Origin of the sequence: Nocardioides sp. NPDC087217 (assembly GCF_044744805.1) — a bacterium.
Taxonomy (GTDB): Bacteria; Actinomycetota; Actinomycetes; order Propionibacteriales; family Nocardioidaceae; genus Nocardioides.
Genome location: NZ_JBIUZB010000001.1, coordinates 1486190 through 1502473 on the forward strand (window position 1 = coordinate 1486190; position 16284 = coordinate 1502473).

Sequence of the window (16284 nt, forward strand, 5' to 3'; positions counted from 1 at the left end):
GGTGACATACCGTTGCCCATCATGCGTTTGTTGGTCGCCCACCCGTCGCCGGACGTCTACGGTTCCGATCTTCAGCTGGTCGAGACGGTGCGTGGGCTGCACCAGGCGGGACAGCGGATCACCGTCGTCGTACCCGAACATGGACCGCTCCTCCCGCTGCTCGAGGGCGCCGGCGCGAGCGTCGAGGTGATGGCCTTCCCGGTGCTGCGCAAGGCCTACCTCAGCCCCGTCGGACTGGTCCGGCTTGCCGCGGCGCTGATGGTCTTCTGGGTCCGTGCGGCGCTGCTGTGGCGGCGGGTCCGGCCGAGCCGGCTGCTGGTCAACACCGTGACGATCCCGTGGTGGATCGTCGTCGCGCGCGCGGCCCGCGTCCCCGTCGTCTGCCACGTGCACGAGGCCGAGGACGACCAGCCGAAGCCCGTACGCCTCGCCCTGACCGCTCCGCTCCTGCTGGCCACCCGGGTGGTGGCCAACTCGCGGGCATCGCGCGACGTCCTCACGCACACGGTGAAGGTGCTGGAGCGGCGTACGACCGTCGTCTACAACGGCGTCCCGGGGCCGGAGTCCGTGGCGGCGGCACGCAGCCGGAGGCCGAACGAGACGCTGCGGCTGGTGCTGGTCGGGCGGCTCTCGCCGCGCAAGGGGACCGACGTGGCGCTCGAAGCGCTCGCCGAGGTACGCCGGCGGGGGATCGATGCCCGGTTGCGGGTCTGCGGGTCGGTGTTCGCGGGCTACGAGTGGTTCGAGCAGGAGCTCCGCGAGCGCGCCGCCGTAGGCGACCTGGCCGGCAGCGTCGACTTCCTGGGCTATGTGGCCGAGCCCGCGGGCGAGCTCGAGCGGGCCGACGTGGTGCTGGTGCCCTCGCGCGTCGAGCCCTTCGGCAACGTCGCGGTCGAGGCGCTGCTCGCCGAGCGCCCGTTGATCGCGAGCCGGGTGCAGGGCCTGGCCGAGATCGTGACCGACGGCGAGACCGGCCTCCTCGTGACCCCCGATGACGCGAACGACCTCGCCGACGCGATCCAGCGGCTCGCCACCGATCCCGCTCTCGCCGCCGAGCTCGCCGCCGCCGGCCGCAAGGACGCCGAGGAGCGCTTCGGCGCCGAGCGCTACCGCGAGGAGATCGCGGCCGAGGTCCTCGGGTGACGGTGACCGACAACCCCCACTCCGGACTCGGCAGAAGCGCGACGCGCGGCGGTCTGGTCGTGCTCGGCGGCCAGGGCGTACGCATCCTGGTCCAGGTCGCCTCCGTCGCGGTGCTGTCGCGGCTGCTCAGCCCTCGGGACTACGGCCTGGTCGCGATGGTGCTGGCGGTCGTCGCGGTCGCCGAGATCTTCCGCGACCTCGGGCTCTCGACCGCCGCGATCCAGGCCAAGGTGCTCACCCGGGCGCAGCAGTCGAACCTGTGGTGGCTCAACACCGCCCTCGGCGTCGGCCTCGCGCTCGTCGTCATCGCGGCCGCACCGCTCGTCGCCGCCCTCTACGACGAGCCGGCCCTGACAGCCCTGACCGCCGCGATGTCGGGGATCTTCGTCCTCAACGGCATGGGCGCGCAGTACCGCGCCGACCTCACCCGCCGGATGCTCTTCGCAAGGCTCGCCGTGGCCACCACCCTGGCGCCGCTGCTGGCTCTCGGGATCGCGGCGTACGCAGCAGCCAACGGCGCCGGCTACTGGGCCCTCGTCATCCAGCAGCTCGTCCAGGGCGCGGTCGCCCTGGTCGCCGTCGCGGCGTTCGCCGGCTGGCTGCCCGGGCGCCCGCGGCGCGGCGTGGAGATGGGCGGGTTCCTGCGTTTCGGCTGGTCACTGGCCGGAACCCAGCTGATCAACTACGCCGCCAGCAACATCGACTCCGTGCTCATCGGCACCCGCCTGGGTGCCGACCAGCTCGGCTCCTACAACCGCGCCTGGCAGCTGCTGATGAACCCGCTGGTCCAGCTGCGCGGCCCCACCACCACCGTGGCGCTGCCGGTGCTGAGCCGGATCCGCGACAACCCGGCGCTGACCCAGCGGTTCGTGCAGCGCGGCCAGGTCGCGCTCGGCTACAGCCTCGGCGCCGGGCTCGGCCTGGTCGCGGGCGCCGCCGCACCGGTCTGCGCCCTCTTCCTCGGACCCGGCTGGGACGTCGCCGGTGTGTTCGCCCTGCTTGCCTGTGCCGGCCTGTTCCAGACGCTGGCCTACGTCGGCTACTGGGTCTATCTCGCCCACGGGCTGACCACCGAGCTGCGCCACTACACGCTGGTGGCCTCCGTTCTGAAGGTCGTCTGCGTGCTCGTCGGGGTGCAGTACGGGATCACCGGCGTCGCGGTCGGCTACGCGACCGCCCATCTCCTGGAGTGGCCGCTGTCGCTGTGGTGGATCTCCCGCCGCACCCGCCTCCGCGTCGGCCCGCTCTACCTCGGTGCCGCCCGTATCCTGACCGTCGCCGGGTCGGTCGCCGCCGCTGCGTACGTCACCGCCGAAGCCCTCCACGGGCAGCACCCCGCGGTGACGGTGCCGGTCTGTGTGGTGGCCGGGGCCGCGGCGTACGCACTGCTTCTGCTCGTCCCGCCGATCCGCCGCGACGTGATGTCGCTCGTGGTGACCGTGAGGGGCGCGCTGGCCCGGAAGGTCAGCCGCGGCTGAGGGCCACCGGACGGCCGGAGTCGTCCCAGACGTTGCCGGAGTGGGTGATCTTCGTCGAGGACGGGTGGATGATCGCGCAGCCGTCGATGCGCTGGTCGCTGAGGAACCGGTTGTCGCGGATCACCGTGCCACGGATCGGGCCCCGGCCCTTCTCGGCGATGTTGACGGTGCAGCCGCCTCCGCCGAGGAGGTTGTCGCGGATCGTGACCCCGTTGACGTCGCCGATGCTCTGGGTGATCTGCACCCCGGCGTTGTAGGCGCCGGTGAAGCGGTTGTCCGCGATCGTGATGTTGCTGCCGCCGATGATCTGGATCGAGTCGTCGTGGGAGGCACCGCCGCCCTGGTAGGGGTCGCGCTCGAAGTGGTAGTTGTCGTGGAACCAGTTGTCGCGCACCGTCACGTTGCTGCCGGTGATGTGGACCTGGTCGGTGACGTGGTGGATCTCCGAGTCCTCCAGGGTGAAGTCGCGGCCGACCACGCCGTTGACGCCCGGCGCGGCGTTCTCGGCGAGCACCTCGACGTTGCTGACCAGCATCCCGGCCCCGCCGTTGTTGTTGGAGATCCCGGCGGTCTCCGAGCCCGTCGGCACGATCACCTTGGTGTTGCGGATCGTCACGTTCGGCGCCTCGACGCTGACCCGGCCGTGCACCTCGAGGCCGTCGACCACCTTCCCGGGGGTCCTGATGATCAGGTCGCCGCGGTGGACGCGCAGCTTCTTCTTCGGAGGTACGCCGGTGTCCCCGGACCCCGGAGCGTCACCCGCCGGCGGTGAGCTCAGCGGCTCGCCCTCGCGCGGTCCCTGCTCGCCCGGCCGGTCGCCGGAGCGGTTCGGCTTCCCCGAGTCCGTGGGCCGCTTCTTCGGGTCCGCGCCGTCCGAGGGCTTGGCCGTCTGCGTCGAGGACGCAGAGGGAGAGACCGACGGCGAGGGGGACGGCGTCAGCGTCACCGGTCCGCCGAAGTCGTCGGGCGGCAGATCGCCGTAGTTCCTCTCCGCACGCGGCGTGGGCTCCTCGGCGGGGCCGGAGGTCAGCGCGTAGGTCGAGCCCAGCGCGACCACGGTGGCGACCGTGGAGATACCGAGGAGGAGGACCCGGGACGGGACAGCCAAGAGACGTACGCCTTCCTGTGGACTCTGCATCCAACTGACGGTGTGGGAGTCTGCCCCCTGAACCACGCAGTTTGCGAGCGTTGGGTGCTTGCGTCCCCACACATACCCGATTCAGGGGATCGGAAGTGCGATTGACGGGCGGATGACCGTGTGTGTCCGCGACACTGCCGTGTCGCGGCCGAGGTGGCCGCCTTGTGCAGGGATGGATGATGACGCGGATTCACGAGTGGCGTCTGCTGGCGGCCGGGGCGGTCGCAGCTGTTCTCGGGGTGAGCAGCCTGGTCATGTCGGGAGGGGCGACGGCGGACACAGCGCCGGTCGACCCGGAGCTGCCGGAGACGGTCTCGGCCGACGTACTCCCGACGGTGCAGATCGACGGGGTCGCCTGGAAGCAGGTGATCGTCGGCGACATCGTCTACGTCGGCGGCAACTTCACCTCGGCTCGCCCGGCGGGCGCAGCGGCGGGGACGGATGAGACGCCGCGGTCCAACATGCTGGCCTACCGGCTCTCGACCGGCGAGCTGATCCCCGGCTTCGCGCCGAGCTTCAACGGCCAGGTCAAGGACATGGCGCTCTCGCCCGACAAGACGCTGCTCTATGTCGCCGGCAGCTTCACCCAGGTCAACGGGGTCAACCGCTACCGCGGCGCGGCGATCAACCTGGCCACCGGCGCGCTGACCAGCTTCCGCCCGATCTTCAACTCGACCACCAACGCGGTCGCGGCGACCGCCGACGCGGTCTTCTACGGCGGCGTGTTCACCTCGGCCGACAACACCGCGCGTACGAAGCTGGCAGCGGTAAGGCCCGGCGACACCGGCACCCAGCTGCTGCCGATGAACCCGACGGTCTCCAACGGTTCCGTGCAGGACGTCGTGGTCTCGCCCGACGGCGCCGACATCGTGATCGGTGGCAACTTCACCCGAGTCAACGGATCCTCCAACCCGGGCTACGGCCTGGCCCGGATCAAGGTCGCGACCGGTGCCTCGATGGCGCTGCCGGTCAACTCCGAGTTCCGCGACGCCGGCAGCAACTCCGCGGTCCTCGCCCTGGAGAGCGACGGCACCAGCTTCTACGGCAGCGGCTACCACTACGGCAGCGGCGGCAACTCCGAGGGCACCTTCAAGGCCGACTGGGCCACGGGCCGCCTGACCTGGCTCGAGGACTGCCATGGCGACACCTACTCGATCTGGCCGACCGCCGACGTGGTCTACCAGGCCAGCCACAAGCACTATTGCGGCAACTCCGGCGGCTTCCCGGAGACCAGCCCGCGCAGCTTCCAGCACTCGACGGCGGTCACCCAGGACGTACGCGGCACCAACACCCGCGACATCTACGGCTACCCCGACCACCCCGGCACCCCGCGTCCGGAGTTCCTGGAGTGGTACCCGAAGTGGACCCCCGGCACCTTCACCGGTGCCAACCAGGCGCCCTGGACGGTGACGGCCAACGCCGACTACGTCGTCTACGGCGGCGAGTTCCTCAAGATCAACGGGATCGCCCAGCAGGGTCTGGCGCGATTCGCGGTCAACACGATCGCCCCCAACGACGTCGGTCCGGCCATGTCCGGCGCGGAGTTCGGGCTCACCGCGACCTCGCCGGCCGACGGCCAGGTCAAGCTGACCTGGCCCGGCAACGCCGACATGGACAACGCGACTGTGACCTACAAGGTCTACCGCGGCTCGACCGATGTCGCCCCGATCCACACCAAGGCTGTCACCGCGGCGTTCTGGAAGCAGACCACGCAGAGCTTCCTCGACACCGCGGCGCCGCCGGGCACCACCCAGAGCTACCGTGTCGTCGCCGAGGACGCCTTCGGCAACCAGTCGCCCACCGAGTGGGTCACCGTCGACGTCGCCGGCGAGCCGGCACCTCCGGCCGAGGGCGTCGTCGCCGCGGACACCTTCGGACGTGCCGAGGCGAGCGGCTGGGGCACGGCCGAGACCGGCGGCACCTGGGCGCGCACCGGCACCGCCGGCAACTTCTCGGTCTCCGAGGGCCGCGGCTGGCACTCGGTCACCCCGGGTGGGACGACCGAGTCCCGGCTCGAGGAGGTCTCGGCGACCGACGTCGACGCCACCGTCAGCGTCGGAGCGTCCCGGCTGCCCGACGCGGGCTACGTCTGGTCGATCCTCGGCGCCCGCGTCTCCGGCACCAACCACTACGCCTCGCGGCTCCGGTTCAACCCGGATGGCACCGTCGGCATCCATCTCGTACGCAGCGGCACCCCGGTCGTCGGCGCCAACGTCGTCCCGGGCCTGAGCGTCGCGCCCGGCGACCGGCTGAAGGTCCGCCTCCAGGTCACCGGCACCGCCCCGGCGACCGTGCGCACCAAGGTGTGGCCGGCGGGCTCCGCGGAGCCGTCGGGCTGGACGTACGAGCTCTCCGATTCGACCCTCGCGAACCAGGTCGCCGGTGGGGTCATGCTGCGCAGCTTCGGTGCCTCGACGATCGGCACGGCGCCGGTCCTGATCGGTTATGACGACCTGAAGGTGATCGAGCCGTAGGAGGCATACCCGATCTTGGGGAGTAGGCGTCCGGATCCCCCCATGGGCGTCCGGCTTGGGCTTTAATCCAATGTCTTTGAATCGATGCTTTTGTCCGACCCGCCCGCGGAAGATCCCCCATGCTCAGTCAAGTCCCGCGCTCGAGGATGTACGTCGCGGCAGCCGTCGCTGCCCTCGTCCTGGTGAGCGTCGCGGTCGTGCTCATCGTGCGTCACCCGTCCGGCTCGGCCGACCCCGGGTCGGACTCGACGGTGGCCGCGGCGCCCTCCTCGACGGCGACCCCGTCGGAGAAGTCCTCCGAGTCAGAGGAGTCGGAGGAGTCGGAGCCGGGAAAGCCGTCGGGCGACAACCGCGCGGTCGGCCTGAAGGCCGAGGCGACCTCGGCCCCGGGCGTGACGGCGCGGCTGGCCAGGATCGACTCGGTCCAGGCCACGGCGAGCCTGCCCGGCGAGGTCGGCGGCCCGGCCCTCGCGATCACCGTGAAGGTGAAGAACGAGACCGGGAAGAAGCTCGACCTCGCGCTCGGTGTGGTCAACGCCTACTACGGGCCTGAGCGCACCCCGGCGGTCAGCGTCGCCTCCGACGGCGAGGTGCCGTTCCCGGCCTCGGTCGCCGACGGCGAGTCCGCCAAGGGCGTCTACGTCTTCCAGATCCCCGAGGAAGCCCGCCCCGTACGCGTCGAGCTCGATCTGGGCAACGGCGCCGACGTGGTGGTCTTCAAGGGCCGTCCCCAGCGATAACCCTCCCCCCGATGAGAGATGTGATGAAGCCGATCCTGGCTGTGCTGGCGCTCGTGGCAACGAGCCTGACCCTGGCGACGACCTCCGCATCCGCGGACACCGCGCCGACCGATCCCGACCTGCCGAAGACCGTCGCTGCCGACGTACTTCCCACCGTGCAGATCAACGGCGTCGCCTGGAAGCAGGTGATCGTCGGCGACATCGTCTACGTCGGCGGCAACTTCACCTCGGCGCGTCCGGCGGGCGCCGCGGCCGGCACCAATGAGTCACCGCGGTCCCACATGCTCGCCTACCGGCTCTCTTCGGGTGCGCTGATCACCACCTTCGCGCCGAAGTTCAACGGCCAGGTCAAGGACATGGCGCTCTCGCCCGACAAGAAGCTGCTCTACGTCGCCGGCGGCTTCACCCAGGTCGACGGCGTCAACCGCTACCGGGGCGCGGCGATCGACCTCGCGACCGGGAAGGTCACCAGCTTCCGGCCGATCTTCAACTCGACCACCAACGCGGTCGCGGTCACGTCCAGCGCGGTCTTCTACGGTGGCGTGTTCACCTCCGCCGACAACACGGCACGGACGAAGGTGGCCGCCGTCAAGCCCGGCGACACCGGCACCGGCCTGCTGCCGATGAACCCGAAGCTCGCCGGCGGCAACGTCAACGACATCGTCGCCTCCTCCGACGGCACCAAGATCGTGATCGGCGGGGCGTTCACCAGCGTCAACGGCTCCTCCAACCCGGGCTACGGTCTGGCCCGGATCGAGGTCTCCTCGGGCAAGTCGCTGGCACTGCCGGTCAACTCCGAGATCCGCAACGGCGGCACCGAGGCGGCGATCCTCTCGCTGGAGTCCGACGGCACCAGCTTCTACGGCACCGGCTACGACTACGGCAGCGGCGGCAACTCCGAGGGCTCCTTCAAGGCCGACTGGGCCACCGGCAAGCTGACCTGGCTCGAGGACTGCCATGGCGACACCTACGCCGTCTGGCCGACTTCCACTGCCGTCTACCAGGCCAGCCACAAGCACGGCTGCGACACCTCCGGTGGCTTCCCGGAGACCAAGCCGCGGGCCTGGTACCACGCCACCGCCACCACCCAGGACGTACGCGGCACCAACATCGCCGACGACAAGTACGGCTACCCCGACCACCCCGGCACCCCGCGTCCGGAGTTCCTGGAGTGGTACCCCAAGTGGACCAACGGCACCTACACCAGCGCCAAGCAGTCGACCTGGACCGTGACCGCCAACGCCAGCTACGTGCTGTACGGCGGTGAGTTCCTCAAGGTCAACGGCGTCGCCCAGCAGGGCCTGGTGCGGTTCGCCGTCAAGGACATCGCGCCCAACAAGGTCGGCCCGACGCTGAAGGGCGCGAAGTGGGCCCTGACCGGCTCCTCGCCGTCGGCGGGCAAGGCCACGCTGAAGTGGCCGGGCAACCCCGACAAGGACAACGCGACCGTCACCTACAAGCTCTACCGCGGGTCGATCGAGTCCACGCCGATCAAGACCGTGAAGGTCTCCGCCCCGTTCTGGAAGCACACCGCGATGACCTTCACCGACACCGGCCGTGCCAGTGGCTCGGCGCAGAAGTACAAGATCGAGGCAGTGGACCCGCTCGGCAACATCTCCCGCTCCGACTGGGTGACGGTCACGATCAAGTGAAGTCAGTGAAGTGATGAGGCCGGTCTGGGTCTGCATGCTCACCTATCGGCGGCCCGAGGGGCTGGCCGAGGCCATCGGCATGCTCCGGGCCCAGCTCGATCTGGTTCCTGGCGCCCGGCTGCTCGTGGTCGACAACGACGAGCAGCCCAGCGCTTCCTCGGCTGTCGCGGAGGCGGCCGGGGGTGACGTACGTGTGCGGTATGTGCACGAGCCGACCCCCGGCATCGCCGCCGCCCGCAACCGGGCGCTGGATGAGGCCGGTCCGGAGGCTATTGTCGTCTTCATCGACGATGACGAGCAGCCGTCGGAGAAATGGCTGGCGACCCTGCTCGCGTGCTGGGAGGAGACGGGCGCCGCGGCCGTCGTCGGGCCGGTGCTCTCCACCTTCGCGGCAGAGCCTGATCCCTGGATCACCGCGGGTGGCTTCTTCGTACGTCTGCGGCATGCCACCGGCACCGTGGTCACCACCGCAGCGACCAACAATCTCCTCCTCGACACAGCTCAGGTCGGCTCCCTCCGCTTCGACCTCGGCTTCGGTCTGTCCGGAGGCTCCGACACCGTCTTCACCCGCACCCTGTCAGCTGCCGGTGGACGGATCGTGTGGTGCGACGAGGCTCCCGTCCGCGACCTGGTGCCTGCTGACCGGGCGACCCGGGAATGGGTGAGCGCCCGCGCGTCCCGCATCGGCAACTCCGACTCCCGCGTGCAGGTCTATCTCGCGCCTCCCGGGCGCCGTCCGATCGCACGGCTGCGCGCCACCGCCCGCGGCCTCGTCCGCGTCCTGGGCGGATCCTCCCGCGTCGTCCTCGGCCGCCTCACCGGCTCGCTGACCCACCACGCCCGCGGCACCCGCACTCTTCTCCGGGGCGTGGGCATGCTCCGCGGCGCCTGGGGCTCCTACGTAGCTGAGTACGCCCGCTGACCCACTCGGCGCATCTGTCCCGCTGAGACCCGTCGAGTCGGCGCGTCTGTCCCGCGCCGCCCTTGCTGCGCATCGGGGGTTGGGACGTTTGCGCCGACTCGGCCTTGTCTAGCGGGACAGATGCGCCGAGTCGACGTTGTTGGGCGGGGCAGATGCGCCGGGTCGGCGGGTGAAGGGGGCGTCGAAGATGCCCCGGATGCGACCCGTGATCAGCCGGTCGAGAGCCAGCGCGAGCAGGATCGCGGCGAGGGTCAGCAGCGGCACCGCCACCAGGCCGGTGCCCGGTGGCCAGTCGATGTCGCGGCCGGTGAGCAGGGCTGCGGCGGCGGTGATCGGGAAGGCGTGGACGACGTAGATCGGCAGCGTGCGGGTGCCGAGATGGCGTACGAATCCGAGCGCGGGGATCTGCGCGATCATCACTCCGAGCCCGCAGCCCGCGGCGACCGCGAGGAGCCCGAGCATCGGACGTACGAAGAGGATCCGGTCGTCGGAGACGTAGAGGAAGAACCCCAGCACCACCACGTACGCCACCGCCGCCCCGACCACGTGGACCGGCCGCATCCGCGGCACGACCGAGCGCACCGTAGGCGCCGTCCGGGAGGCCAGCACGAAGAAGAACCAGTAGCGGAACGTCTTGTCCCAGGGGAGGTCGCCGGTGGAGACGAGCCCGGCGGCGAAGACCGCGGAGCAGATCAACGCGGTCCCGACGACCAGCCATGCGGGCAGCCATCGCGTCAGCCAGCCGACCAGCGTGAACAGGCAGAGCGTGTAGAGGAACCAGAGGTAGACGTTGGGCTCGACCAGGATCCGGGCGAGGGACGCGAAGGCGTCGGGCGGGGGATGAGGCAGGAGCGCGCGGAAGGTGCCGAGGAGCAGGCACCACAGGACGTAGAGGTAGATCAGGTTCAGACATCGGGTGCGCAGCACGGTCCGCAACGGGCGGGCGAGCAGCGCGGGAGCGAGAAGCCCGGCGAGGAAGAAGAACAGCGGCATCCGGAAGGTGTCGAGGGTGTAGGCCAGCCGCGACCAGGGGCCGGCGAGGCCGACCAGGTCGAGATTGATCACGGCATGGAAGAGCACCACGAGGACGATCGCCAGGCCGCGTGCGGAGTCGATCCAGCCTTCACGCACGCTGCGGCCCTCCTGCGAGGTAACGGCGGCGAGCCCGCTGGTCACGACGAGCCCTGCGCGGCTTGCGCATCGCCGGCTTCGGCACCGGCGGCACCGGAGGCACCCCATCGGCGGCGGCCTCCTTGCGCTGGAGCAGGAACACCCCGAGCGCGAGCGCGAGTGGCGCCAGCGAGCTCATGATCGGGCCGAAGAAGAGGTTCCAGCCGAGCTGCAGGGCGAGGAAGATGCCGAGCGCGGTGCCAGTGCGGTTGGCCATGCTGCGGCCCAGATAGATGGTGGCGAGCCACAGCAGCCACCCCGACAGCACCAGCCCGGCGAGCCCGAACCAGATCCACAGGTCGCCGATCAGCGAGTGCACCTCGATCCGGGTGCCGAACATGTAGTGCTCGACGTAGCCGTTGTCCGGGTCGTACCCCAGACGCGACATGCCCTGCTTCGCGGCCTGCATGTCGGTCGGCGTGGCCATGACGCCGGCGCCGTAACCGAGCGGCTCGTGGAGCATCAGTGCGACCGTGGCCCCGATCTCGGGCCGGCCGCCGAGGATGAGCGACCCGGCGGCCTGGGTCTGCTCCTCGGTGCGCTCCTGGGCCGACTGGCCGAGGTAGCCGTCGAGTGCGGCGCCCTCCAGCGCTCGGTAGAGCCCGAACCCCAGCGCCCCCACCAGCACCAGCGAGAGCAGGGCCGAGGTGGTCCGCTTGGCCGTTCTCGGCCGGTGCTGCCACAGCAGCAGCACGGCGGTCATGATCAGGAACGCGCTCATCGACCTGGCTCCGGACAGCGCGGTGACCGCGGTGATGATCCCGAGGACGGTCATGTCCGCGAGGAGCCTCTTGCGAGGACGCCGCCGGATGAGCATGCAGGCACCGAGCAGCAGCATCGTCGACGGCGTCGCGAACCCGAACCGCCACGGTTCGTCGGCGAAGCGCGACCCCATCGTCGAGGTCATGAACGAGCCGATCGCGTAGAGGCACACCACGACCCCCGGCGACAGCACCTGCTGCGCCCACAGCAGAGCTCCGACGCACATCGCGGCCGAGACGACCGGCACCAGCTCGAACAGCACGCCCGCCTCGGTCGGCGGGTGGGTCGCCGAGCGCCAGGTGGCGAGCGCCAGCGCGGAGAAGAGGCAGGCGAGAAGGAGTACGCCGCCCAGGGCCGCGCCGCGGTAGCGGCCCGCCTCCCGGATCCAGACCGGTGCCAGGGCCGCACCCATCAGTCCGCCCACGGTCAGGCCACGGACGAGATCGAAGTCCGTGCCGGCGAGGAACGCGGCCGCCCCCGCCAAGAGAGCGGTCAGCACCTCCCAGCCGGTGCGCTCGACGCGCGGGGTACGCCCGGTGCGCCCGGCGCGGACCCGGACCGCCGTCGCGACGGCCATGCTCAGCTCCCGGCGGCCGGGTAGCCCTGCTGGCGCGGTTCCCGGGGGCGTACGAAACCGGAGAGGAGGCGGGCGAACCAGCCCTGCTCCGGCTGGCCGTAGTAGGTGTGCGCGGCGGTGTCCCGGACCTGGTTGGCGACGATGCCGAGACAGCGGGCATCGACGGCCTCGAGGCTGTCGATCGCCTCCAGCACCTGCGGCCGGTGGATCGTACGGCAGTTGGCGACCACCAGGGCACCGTCGGTCAGCCGGGACAGGATCGCGCCGTCGGCCACCGGAAGCAGCGGTGGGGAGTCGAGGATGACCACGTCGTAGCCGGCGCGCGCCTCCTCCAGCAGGTCGGCCATCCGCGGCGAGCCGATCAGCTGCGCGGGGTTGGGCGGGATCTCACCCATGGTGAGGACGTGCAGATTGGCGTCGCCCCAGACCTGGACGACGTCGTCGAGGTCGGCCTTCCCGATCAGCACGGTCGTCAGCCCGGCCGCGCCCTCCAGGCCGCAGTAGTCGGCCACCGCGGGGCGGCGCATGTCGGCGTCGACCAGCAGCACGCGCTGGCCCTGCTCCGCGATCGCCAGGGCCAGGTTGATCGAGGTTGTCGACTTGCCCTCGCCGCCGATCGAGGAGGTCACCACCATCGAGCGGACCGGCGAGGAGGCGTCGAGGAACTGCAGGTTGGTCTGCAGCCTCCGATAGGCCTCGGCGGCGACGTTGTGCGGGTCGATGGCGGTCACCGCGCCGCGCGAGCGCCGTTGGCCGCGGCGCCGGGGGATCGCGCCCAGGAGCCCCACGTCGGTGAGCTGCTCGATCTCGGCGGCGGTCCTGACCCGGGTATCCAGGAGGGCACGGACCACGGCGATCGCGACGCCGAGGCCGAAGCCGCCGGCGAATCCGACCAGAGCGGCCAGCCGCGTACGCGGCGCGAACGCCTCCTGCGGTGGGTCGGCGCGGGCGACCACCGTCACCTCGACCGCGGACTTCTTGTTGGAGCTGGGGGAGAGGTTGGTGATCGTGGTGGTGAGCTCGTCGGCGACCGAGTTGGCGAGGTCGGAAGCGCCGGTGCTGGTGGTGGCCACCGCGTCGATCTCGATGATCACCGTGTCGAGCGGGTTCTCGGCGGTGATCTCCTCGGCCAGCGCCTTGGGGGTCGTGTCGAGGTCGAGCTCGTAGATGACCTGGTCGAGCACCACCGGCATCGTCGCCAACTTGGCGTAGGACTGGACGATGTCCTGGGTGAACGTCGAGCCCTGGACCAGCTCCTGGGTCGTCGCGCCGCGCGCGATCGAGACGAAGACGGTGCTCTGTGCGCGGTACTGCGGCGGGCTCGCGTGTGCCTGCGCGAAGGCCGCGCCGGCGCCGATGATCGCGAGTACCGCGACGATGTACCACCGCTTGCGCAGAGCAGCGACATAGTCGCGCAGGTCCAACAGGTCACTCCATCCGATGTCTGTGCCAGGCTGCTTGTCCGGGACTCACCCGCCGAAGCGGAGCCCGAGGCAATGGGTCGCGCCGTCAGGGCGGCGCCACGGGGCCATCGCACATCCTCACCCTGTTTGGGGGATGACAGGGCCGAGTGTCCGGCCCGTTCACCCAAATGGGGGATTGATTCGCCGTCGGTTTCTGGAGGCGTACGCCGACTGCGTAATGTCTGTCCGTCACGTTCGGGGGGTTGGCTGCGTGGATGTGAGGTCCGCGCTCGAGAACCGGCAGGCAACTGTTTCGAAGGTAGGCAGGGTATGGACACCGCGACGATCCTGGTCGTCTGCAGCGGGAACGTACGACGATCGCCGGCGATCGAGGCGATGCTCCGCGAGGGCGTCGGCCAGATCGGTGGGCTCGCCCGCCACGGCATCACGGTGATCTCGGCCGGCAGCGAGGCGCTCGAGGGCTACGACATGGACCCGATGATCGCCTCCGAGGTCGCTCTCGCCGGAGTCCGGCTGACCAGGCACCAGGCCTACCCGCTCGACGTCGACGACATCGAGAGCGCCGACCTGATCATCACCGCAGAACGCTCCCACCGCAGCGAGGTCGCCAAGCTGGTGCCCTCGGCGGTCAAGCGCACGTTCACCCTCGTCGAGATCGCCGCCCTCGGCGACCTGCTGGGACGTACGGCCCTGGGTGGCCCCGCTGGCTCGGAGGCGGACGCGGCCACCCGGCTGCGTACGCTCGTCCAGCTCGCGCCGCTGCAGAAGGCCCGGCGACGGGTCCGGCGGCCGACCGACGACGACCTGCTCGACCTGCGGAAGCGGACCCCGCGCGAGGCCCGGCGGCTGGTGACCGAGGCCCGCGGCCACGTCGAGTCGCTGCTGCGGGTGCTCGAACCGAGCCTTTCCCTGGTCGCCAAGCCCCAGCGTCCCGCGGCGGCTCCCACGATCCCCTCGCCCGCGGCTCCGGTCGAGACGACCCAGCCGCGCTCGGCGCACTCCACCCGGTCGGCGGGTTGACGGCCGGCGGTTTGCCGCCAAGTTAGGGTTGCCTATATGAACCGTCCCGCGAAGCCTGAGACCGCCCTCGTCGTGACCGCCACCCAGCGGCTCAGTCCGACGATGATCCGGGTGAGCTTCCGCTCCGACGACCTGAGCGCCTTCTCCTCGAGCGTCTTCACCGACCGCTACGTGAAGCTCGTCTTCCCGCAGGTGGACGGCGAGGTGGTCCGCACCTACACCGCCCTCAACCCCTCGGTCGAGGACGGCACCCTCGACATCGACTTCGTCGTCCACGGCACCGAGGGGTACGCCGGTCCCTGGGCCGCCGCGGCCAAGCCCGGCGACACCCTCGCGGCGCGCGGCCCGGGCGGCGCCTACTCGCCCGACCCCGAGGCCGACTGGCACCTGATCGCCGGCGACGAGACCGCTCTGCCTGCCATCCGCGCCGCGCTGGCCGCACTGCCCTCCGATGCTCGCGGCTACGCCGTCATCGACATCCCGGCGCCGGGCCACGAGCAGCCCCTGGACCACCCCGACGGCGTCGAGGTGACCTGGCTGGTCACCGGCGGCCACACCCACCACGCCGCCGAGGACGCCGAGGGCCACGAGCAGCTCCTCGTCACCGCCATTCGCGACCTGAAGTGGCTCGACGGCCGCGTCCACGCCTTCGTCCACGGCGAGGCCGCGGTCACCATGCACGGCATCCGCCCCTATCTCCTCAAGGAGCGCGGCGTACCGAAGGCCGACGTCTCCATCTCGGGCTACTGGCGTCGTGGCCGCACCGAGGAGACTTTCCGCGAATGGAAGCGCGAGCTCGCCGAGGCCGAGTCCGCCTGATCGCCGAGTCGGCGCGAACTGACCAGAATCCTCGCCGAGTCGGCGCGTCATAACGCGCCGACTCGGCGGCACTTCAGGTGCCGTTCTCGCTGAAGTGCTGGTAGTCCTTCAGCGACCTCCAGTCGCCGCCCCACTCCCAGCCGATGTCGGCGAAGGCCTGGACCACGACGTCACCGTCGTGGATCATCCCGGGCGCCCGCCTGGACCGGTCCAGATACCAGCGGGCGAGCTCGGGGATGACGCGGTCGCCCTTGACGTACGGGTTCTGGAAGGTGTTCAGGTCGATCGCCAGGCCGTAGGCGTGCTGGGAGAACGAGGTCTGGCCGACCGAGGGACGGCAGACGAAGCCGCCGGTGCCGTTGCCGTCGCCGGTCGGCGGCGCGTCCAGGGCCGCCTTCGTGGTGATGTCCATCTGCTCGATCGGGAACCTCGCCTCGTAGAGCCGCCGGAAGACCCCGACGACGTCCTCGGCGACCCGGGCGTTGATCAGAATCTCGCCGGTGTGGCGGGCGCCGTCGAAGCCCCAGAACGTCATCCGCACCCAGGCCAGCTCCCGCCGCGAGACCGGGCACCCCGGCACCCAGGTCGAGCGCGCGATCACGTCGTCCGGCGCGATGTCGACCTCGGCCGCGAAGCCGTCACCGGGCAGCATCGGCATGATGTCCGGCAGCGTCCATGCCCGGTTGCGCAGCTCCTTCGGCGTCGGCCCGGCGATCCCGTAGCCCTCCGCGTCCTCCTTCAGCACCCGGGTGCCGAGCCATGGCGGCGGCACCGTCCCCGGCTTCGCGACAGCCGGAGAGGAGGACGAAGGTACGTCGCTGGGCGACGGCTCCGCCGAGGTCGAGGGAGCCGAGGCGCTGGTCGTCGGGGACGGCTCGGCCTCGGGCGCTCCGCCGCAGGCGCTGATCGCGAGCAGGAGGGCAGCCGCCCCGGCCACGTAGGTCCTGGCTCTCAGCGACCCGCAA

13 protein-coding genes are annotated in these 16284 nt (G+C 70.8%); 8 read left to right on the forward strand and 5 right to left on the reverse strand.

The genetic code is table 11. The features are described 5' to 3' along the window. Positions 1-21: 21 nt before the first annotated feature. Both ACIO3S_RS07225 and ACIO3S_RS07230 read left to right on the forward strand, forming a co-directional pair. A complete protein-coding gene (locus ACIO3S_RS07225) occupies positions 22-1143 on the forward strand; it encodes a glycosyltransferase family 4 protein (protein WP_400460981.1) in 1122 nt (373 codons plus the stop codon). Next, positions 1140-2621, forward strand: a complete 1482-nt coding sequence (locus ACIO3S_RS07230) for a lipopolysaccharide biosynthesis protein (RefSeq protein ID WP_400460983.1) — start codon at positions 1140-1142, stop codon at positions 2619-2621. The genes ACIO3S_RS07225 and ACIO3S_RS07230 overlap by 4 nt, the downstream gene beginning before the upstream one ends. Here the strand turns inward: ACIO3S_RS07230 and ACIO3S_RS07235 are convergent. Next, positions 2608-3759 (reverse strand): right-handed parallel beta-helix repeat-containing protein, encoded by a 1152-nt coding sequence (locus ACIO3S_RS07235; RefSeq protein WP_400460985.1) that lies wholly within the window; start codon positions 3757-3759, stop codon positions 2608-2610. The two genes, ACIO3S_RS07230 and ACIO3S_RS07235, sit on opposite strands and share 14 nt — an antisense overlap. A gap of 179 nt (positions 3760-3938) precedes the next feature. On the opposite strand from ACIO3S_RS07235, the gene ACIO3S_RS07240 reads away from it, so the two are divergent. The 4 genes from ACIO3S_RS07240 to ACIO3S_RS07255 all read left to right on the forward strand — a co-directional run bounded on the left by ACIO3S_RS07240 (position 3939) and on the right by ACIO3S_RS07255 (position 9547). Beyond that, positions 3939-6233 (forward strand): hypothetical protein, encoded by a 2295-nt coding sequence (locus ACIO3S_RS07240; RefSeq protein WP_400460987.1) that lies wholly within the window; start codon positions 3939-3941, stop codon positions 6231-6233. A gap of 119 nt (positions 6234-6352) precedes the next feature. Further along, positions 6353-6973, forward strand: a complete 621-nt coding sequence (locus tag ACIO3S_RS07245) for a hypothetical protein (RefSeq protein ID WP_400460991.1) — start codon at positions 6353-6355, stop codon at positions 6971-6973. Positions 6974-6984: 11 nt separating this feature from the next. Continuing rightward, positions 6985-8625: a hypothetical protein gene (locus ACIO3S_RS07250; RefSeq protein WP_400460996.1), complete on the forward strand. Its 1641-nt coding sequence runs from the start codon at positions 6985-6987 to the stop codon at positions 8623-8625. Between the two features lie 13 nt (positions 8626-8638). After that, positions 8639-9547: a glycosyltransferase family 2 protein gene (locus tag ACIO3S_RS07255; protein ID WP_400460998.1), complete on the forward strand. Its 909-nt coding sequence runs from the start codon at positions 8639-8641 to the stop codon at positions 9545-9547. 108 nt (positions 9548-9655) lie between these two features. Here ACIO3S_RS07255 and ACIO3S_RS07260 read toward each other — a convergent pair whose 3' ends face one another. From ACIO3S_RS07260 to ACIO3S_RS07270, 3 genes are read right to left on the reverse strand one after another with little or no spacing between them, the layout of a single operon-like run. After that, a complete protein-coding gene (locus tag ACIO3S_RS07260) occupies positions 9656-10678 on the reverse strand; it encodes an acyltransferase family protein (protein WP_400461000.1) in 1023 nt (340 codons plus the stop codon). Further along, positions 10671-12056 (reverse strand): hypothetical protein, encoded by a 1386-nt coding sequence (locus ACIO3S_RS07265; RefSeq protein ID WP_400461002.1) that lies wholly within the window; start codon positions 12054-12056, stop codon positions 10671-10673. The genes ACIO3S_RS07260 and ACIO3S_RS07265 overlap by 8 nt, the downstream gene beginning before the upstream one ends. A gap of 2 nt (positions 12057-12058) precedes the next feature. Then, the gene (locus ACIO3S_RS07270) at positions 12059-13480 is read right to left on the reverse strand and encodes a polysaccharide biosynthesis tyrosine autokinase (protein ID WP_350842675.1); all 1422 of its coding nucleotides are present in this window, start codon (positions 13478-13480) and stop codon (positions 12059-12061) included. 309 nt (positions 13481-13789) lie between these two features. Here ACIO3S_RS07270 and ACIO3S_RS07275 point away from each other — a divergent pair, with 309 nt between their 5' ends. Both ACIO3S_RS07275 and ACIO3S_RS07280 read left to right on the forward strand, forming a co-directional pair. Then, positions 13790-14500, forward strand: coding sequence for a hypothetical protein (locus ACIO3S_RS07275; protein WP_160025042.1), 711 nt, complete (start codon positions 13790-13792; stop codon positions 14498-14500). Between the two features lie 36 nt (positions 14501-14536). Further along, a complete protein-coding gene (locus ACIO3S_RS07280) occupies positions 14537-15319 on the forward strand; it encodes a siderophore-interacting protein (protein WP_400461005.1) in 783 nt (260 codons plus the stop codon). Positions 15320-15392: 73 nt separating this feature from the next. On the opposite strand, the gene ACIO3S_RS07285 is transcribed toward ACIO3S_RS07280, so the two are convergent. Beyond that, a complete protein-coding gene (locus tag ACIO3S_RS07285; protein ID WP_400461007.1) occupies positions 15393-16256 on the reverse strand; it encodes a M15 family metallopeptidase in 864 nt (287 codons plus the stop codon). Between the last annotated feature and the right edge of the window lie 28 nt (positions 16257-16284).

Bases quoted from the DNA above. Each gene is read 5' to 3' on its own strand.
- ACIO3S_RS07225 (WP_400460981.1), top strand. From the start codon at position 22: ATGCGTTTGTTGGTCGCCCACCCGTCGCCGGACGTCTACGGTTCCGAT.
- ACIO3S_RS07235 (WP_400460985.1), bottom strand. From the start codon at position 3,759: ATGCAGAGTCCACAGGAAGGCGTACGTCTCTTGGCTGTCCCGTCCCGG.
- ACIO3S_RS07240 (WP_400460987.1), top strand. From the start codon at position 3,939: ATGACGCGGATTCACGAGTGGCGTCTGCTGGCGGCCGGGGCGGTCGCA.
- ACIO3S_RS07245 (WP_400460991.1), top strand. From the start codon at position 6,353: ATGCTCAGTCAAGTCCCGCGCTCGAGGATGTACGTCGCGGCAGCCGTC.
- ACIO3S_RS07250 (WP_400460996.1), top strand. From the start codon at position 6,985: ATGAGAGATGTGATGAAGCCGATCCTGGCTGTGCTGGCGCTCGTGGCA.
- ACIO3S_RS07255 (WP_400460998.1), top strand. From the start codon at position 8,639: ATGAGGCCGGTCTGGGTCTGCATGCTCACCTATCGGCGGCCCGAGGGG.
- ACIO3S_RS07265 (WP_400461002.1), bottom strand. From the start codon at position 12,056: ATGGCCGTCGCGACGGCGGTCCGGGTCCGCGCCGGGCGCACCGGGCGT.
- ACIO3S_RS07275 (WP_160025042.1), top strand. From the start codon at position 13,790: ATGGACACCGCGACGATCCTGGTCGTCTGCAGCGGGAACGTACGACGA.
- ACIO3S_RS07280 (WP_400461005.1), top strand. From the start codon at position 14,537: ATGAACCGTCCCGCGAAGCCTGAGACCGCCCTCGTCGTGACCGCCACC.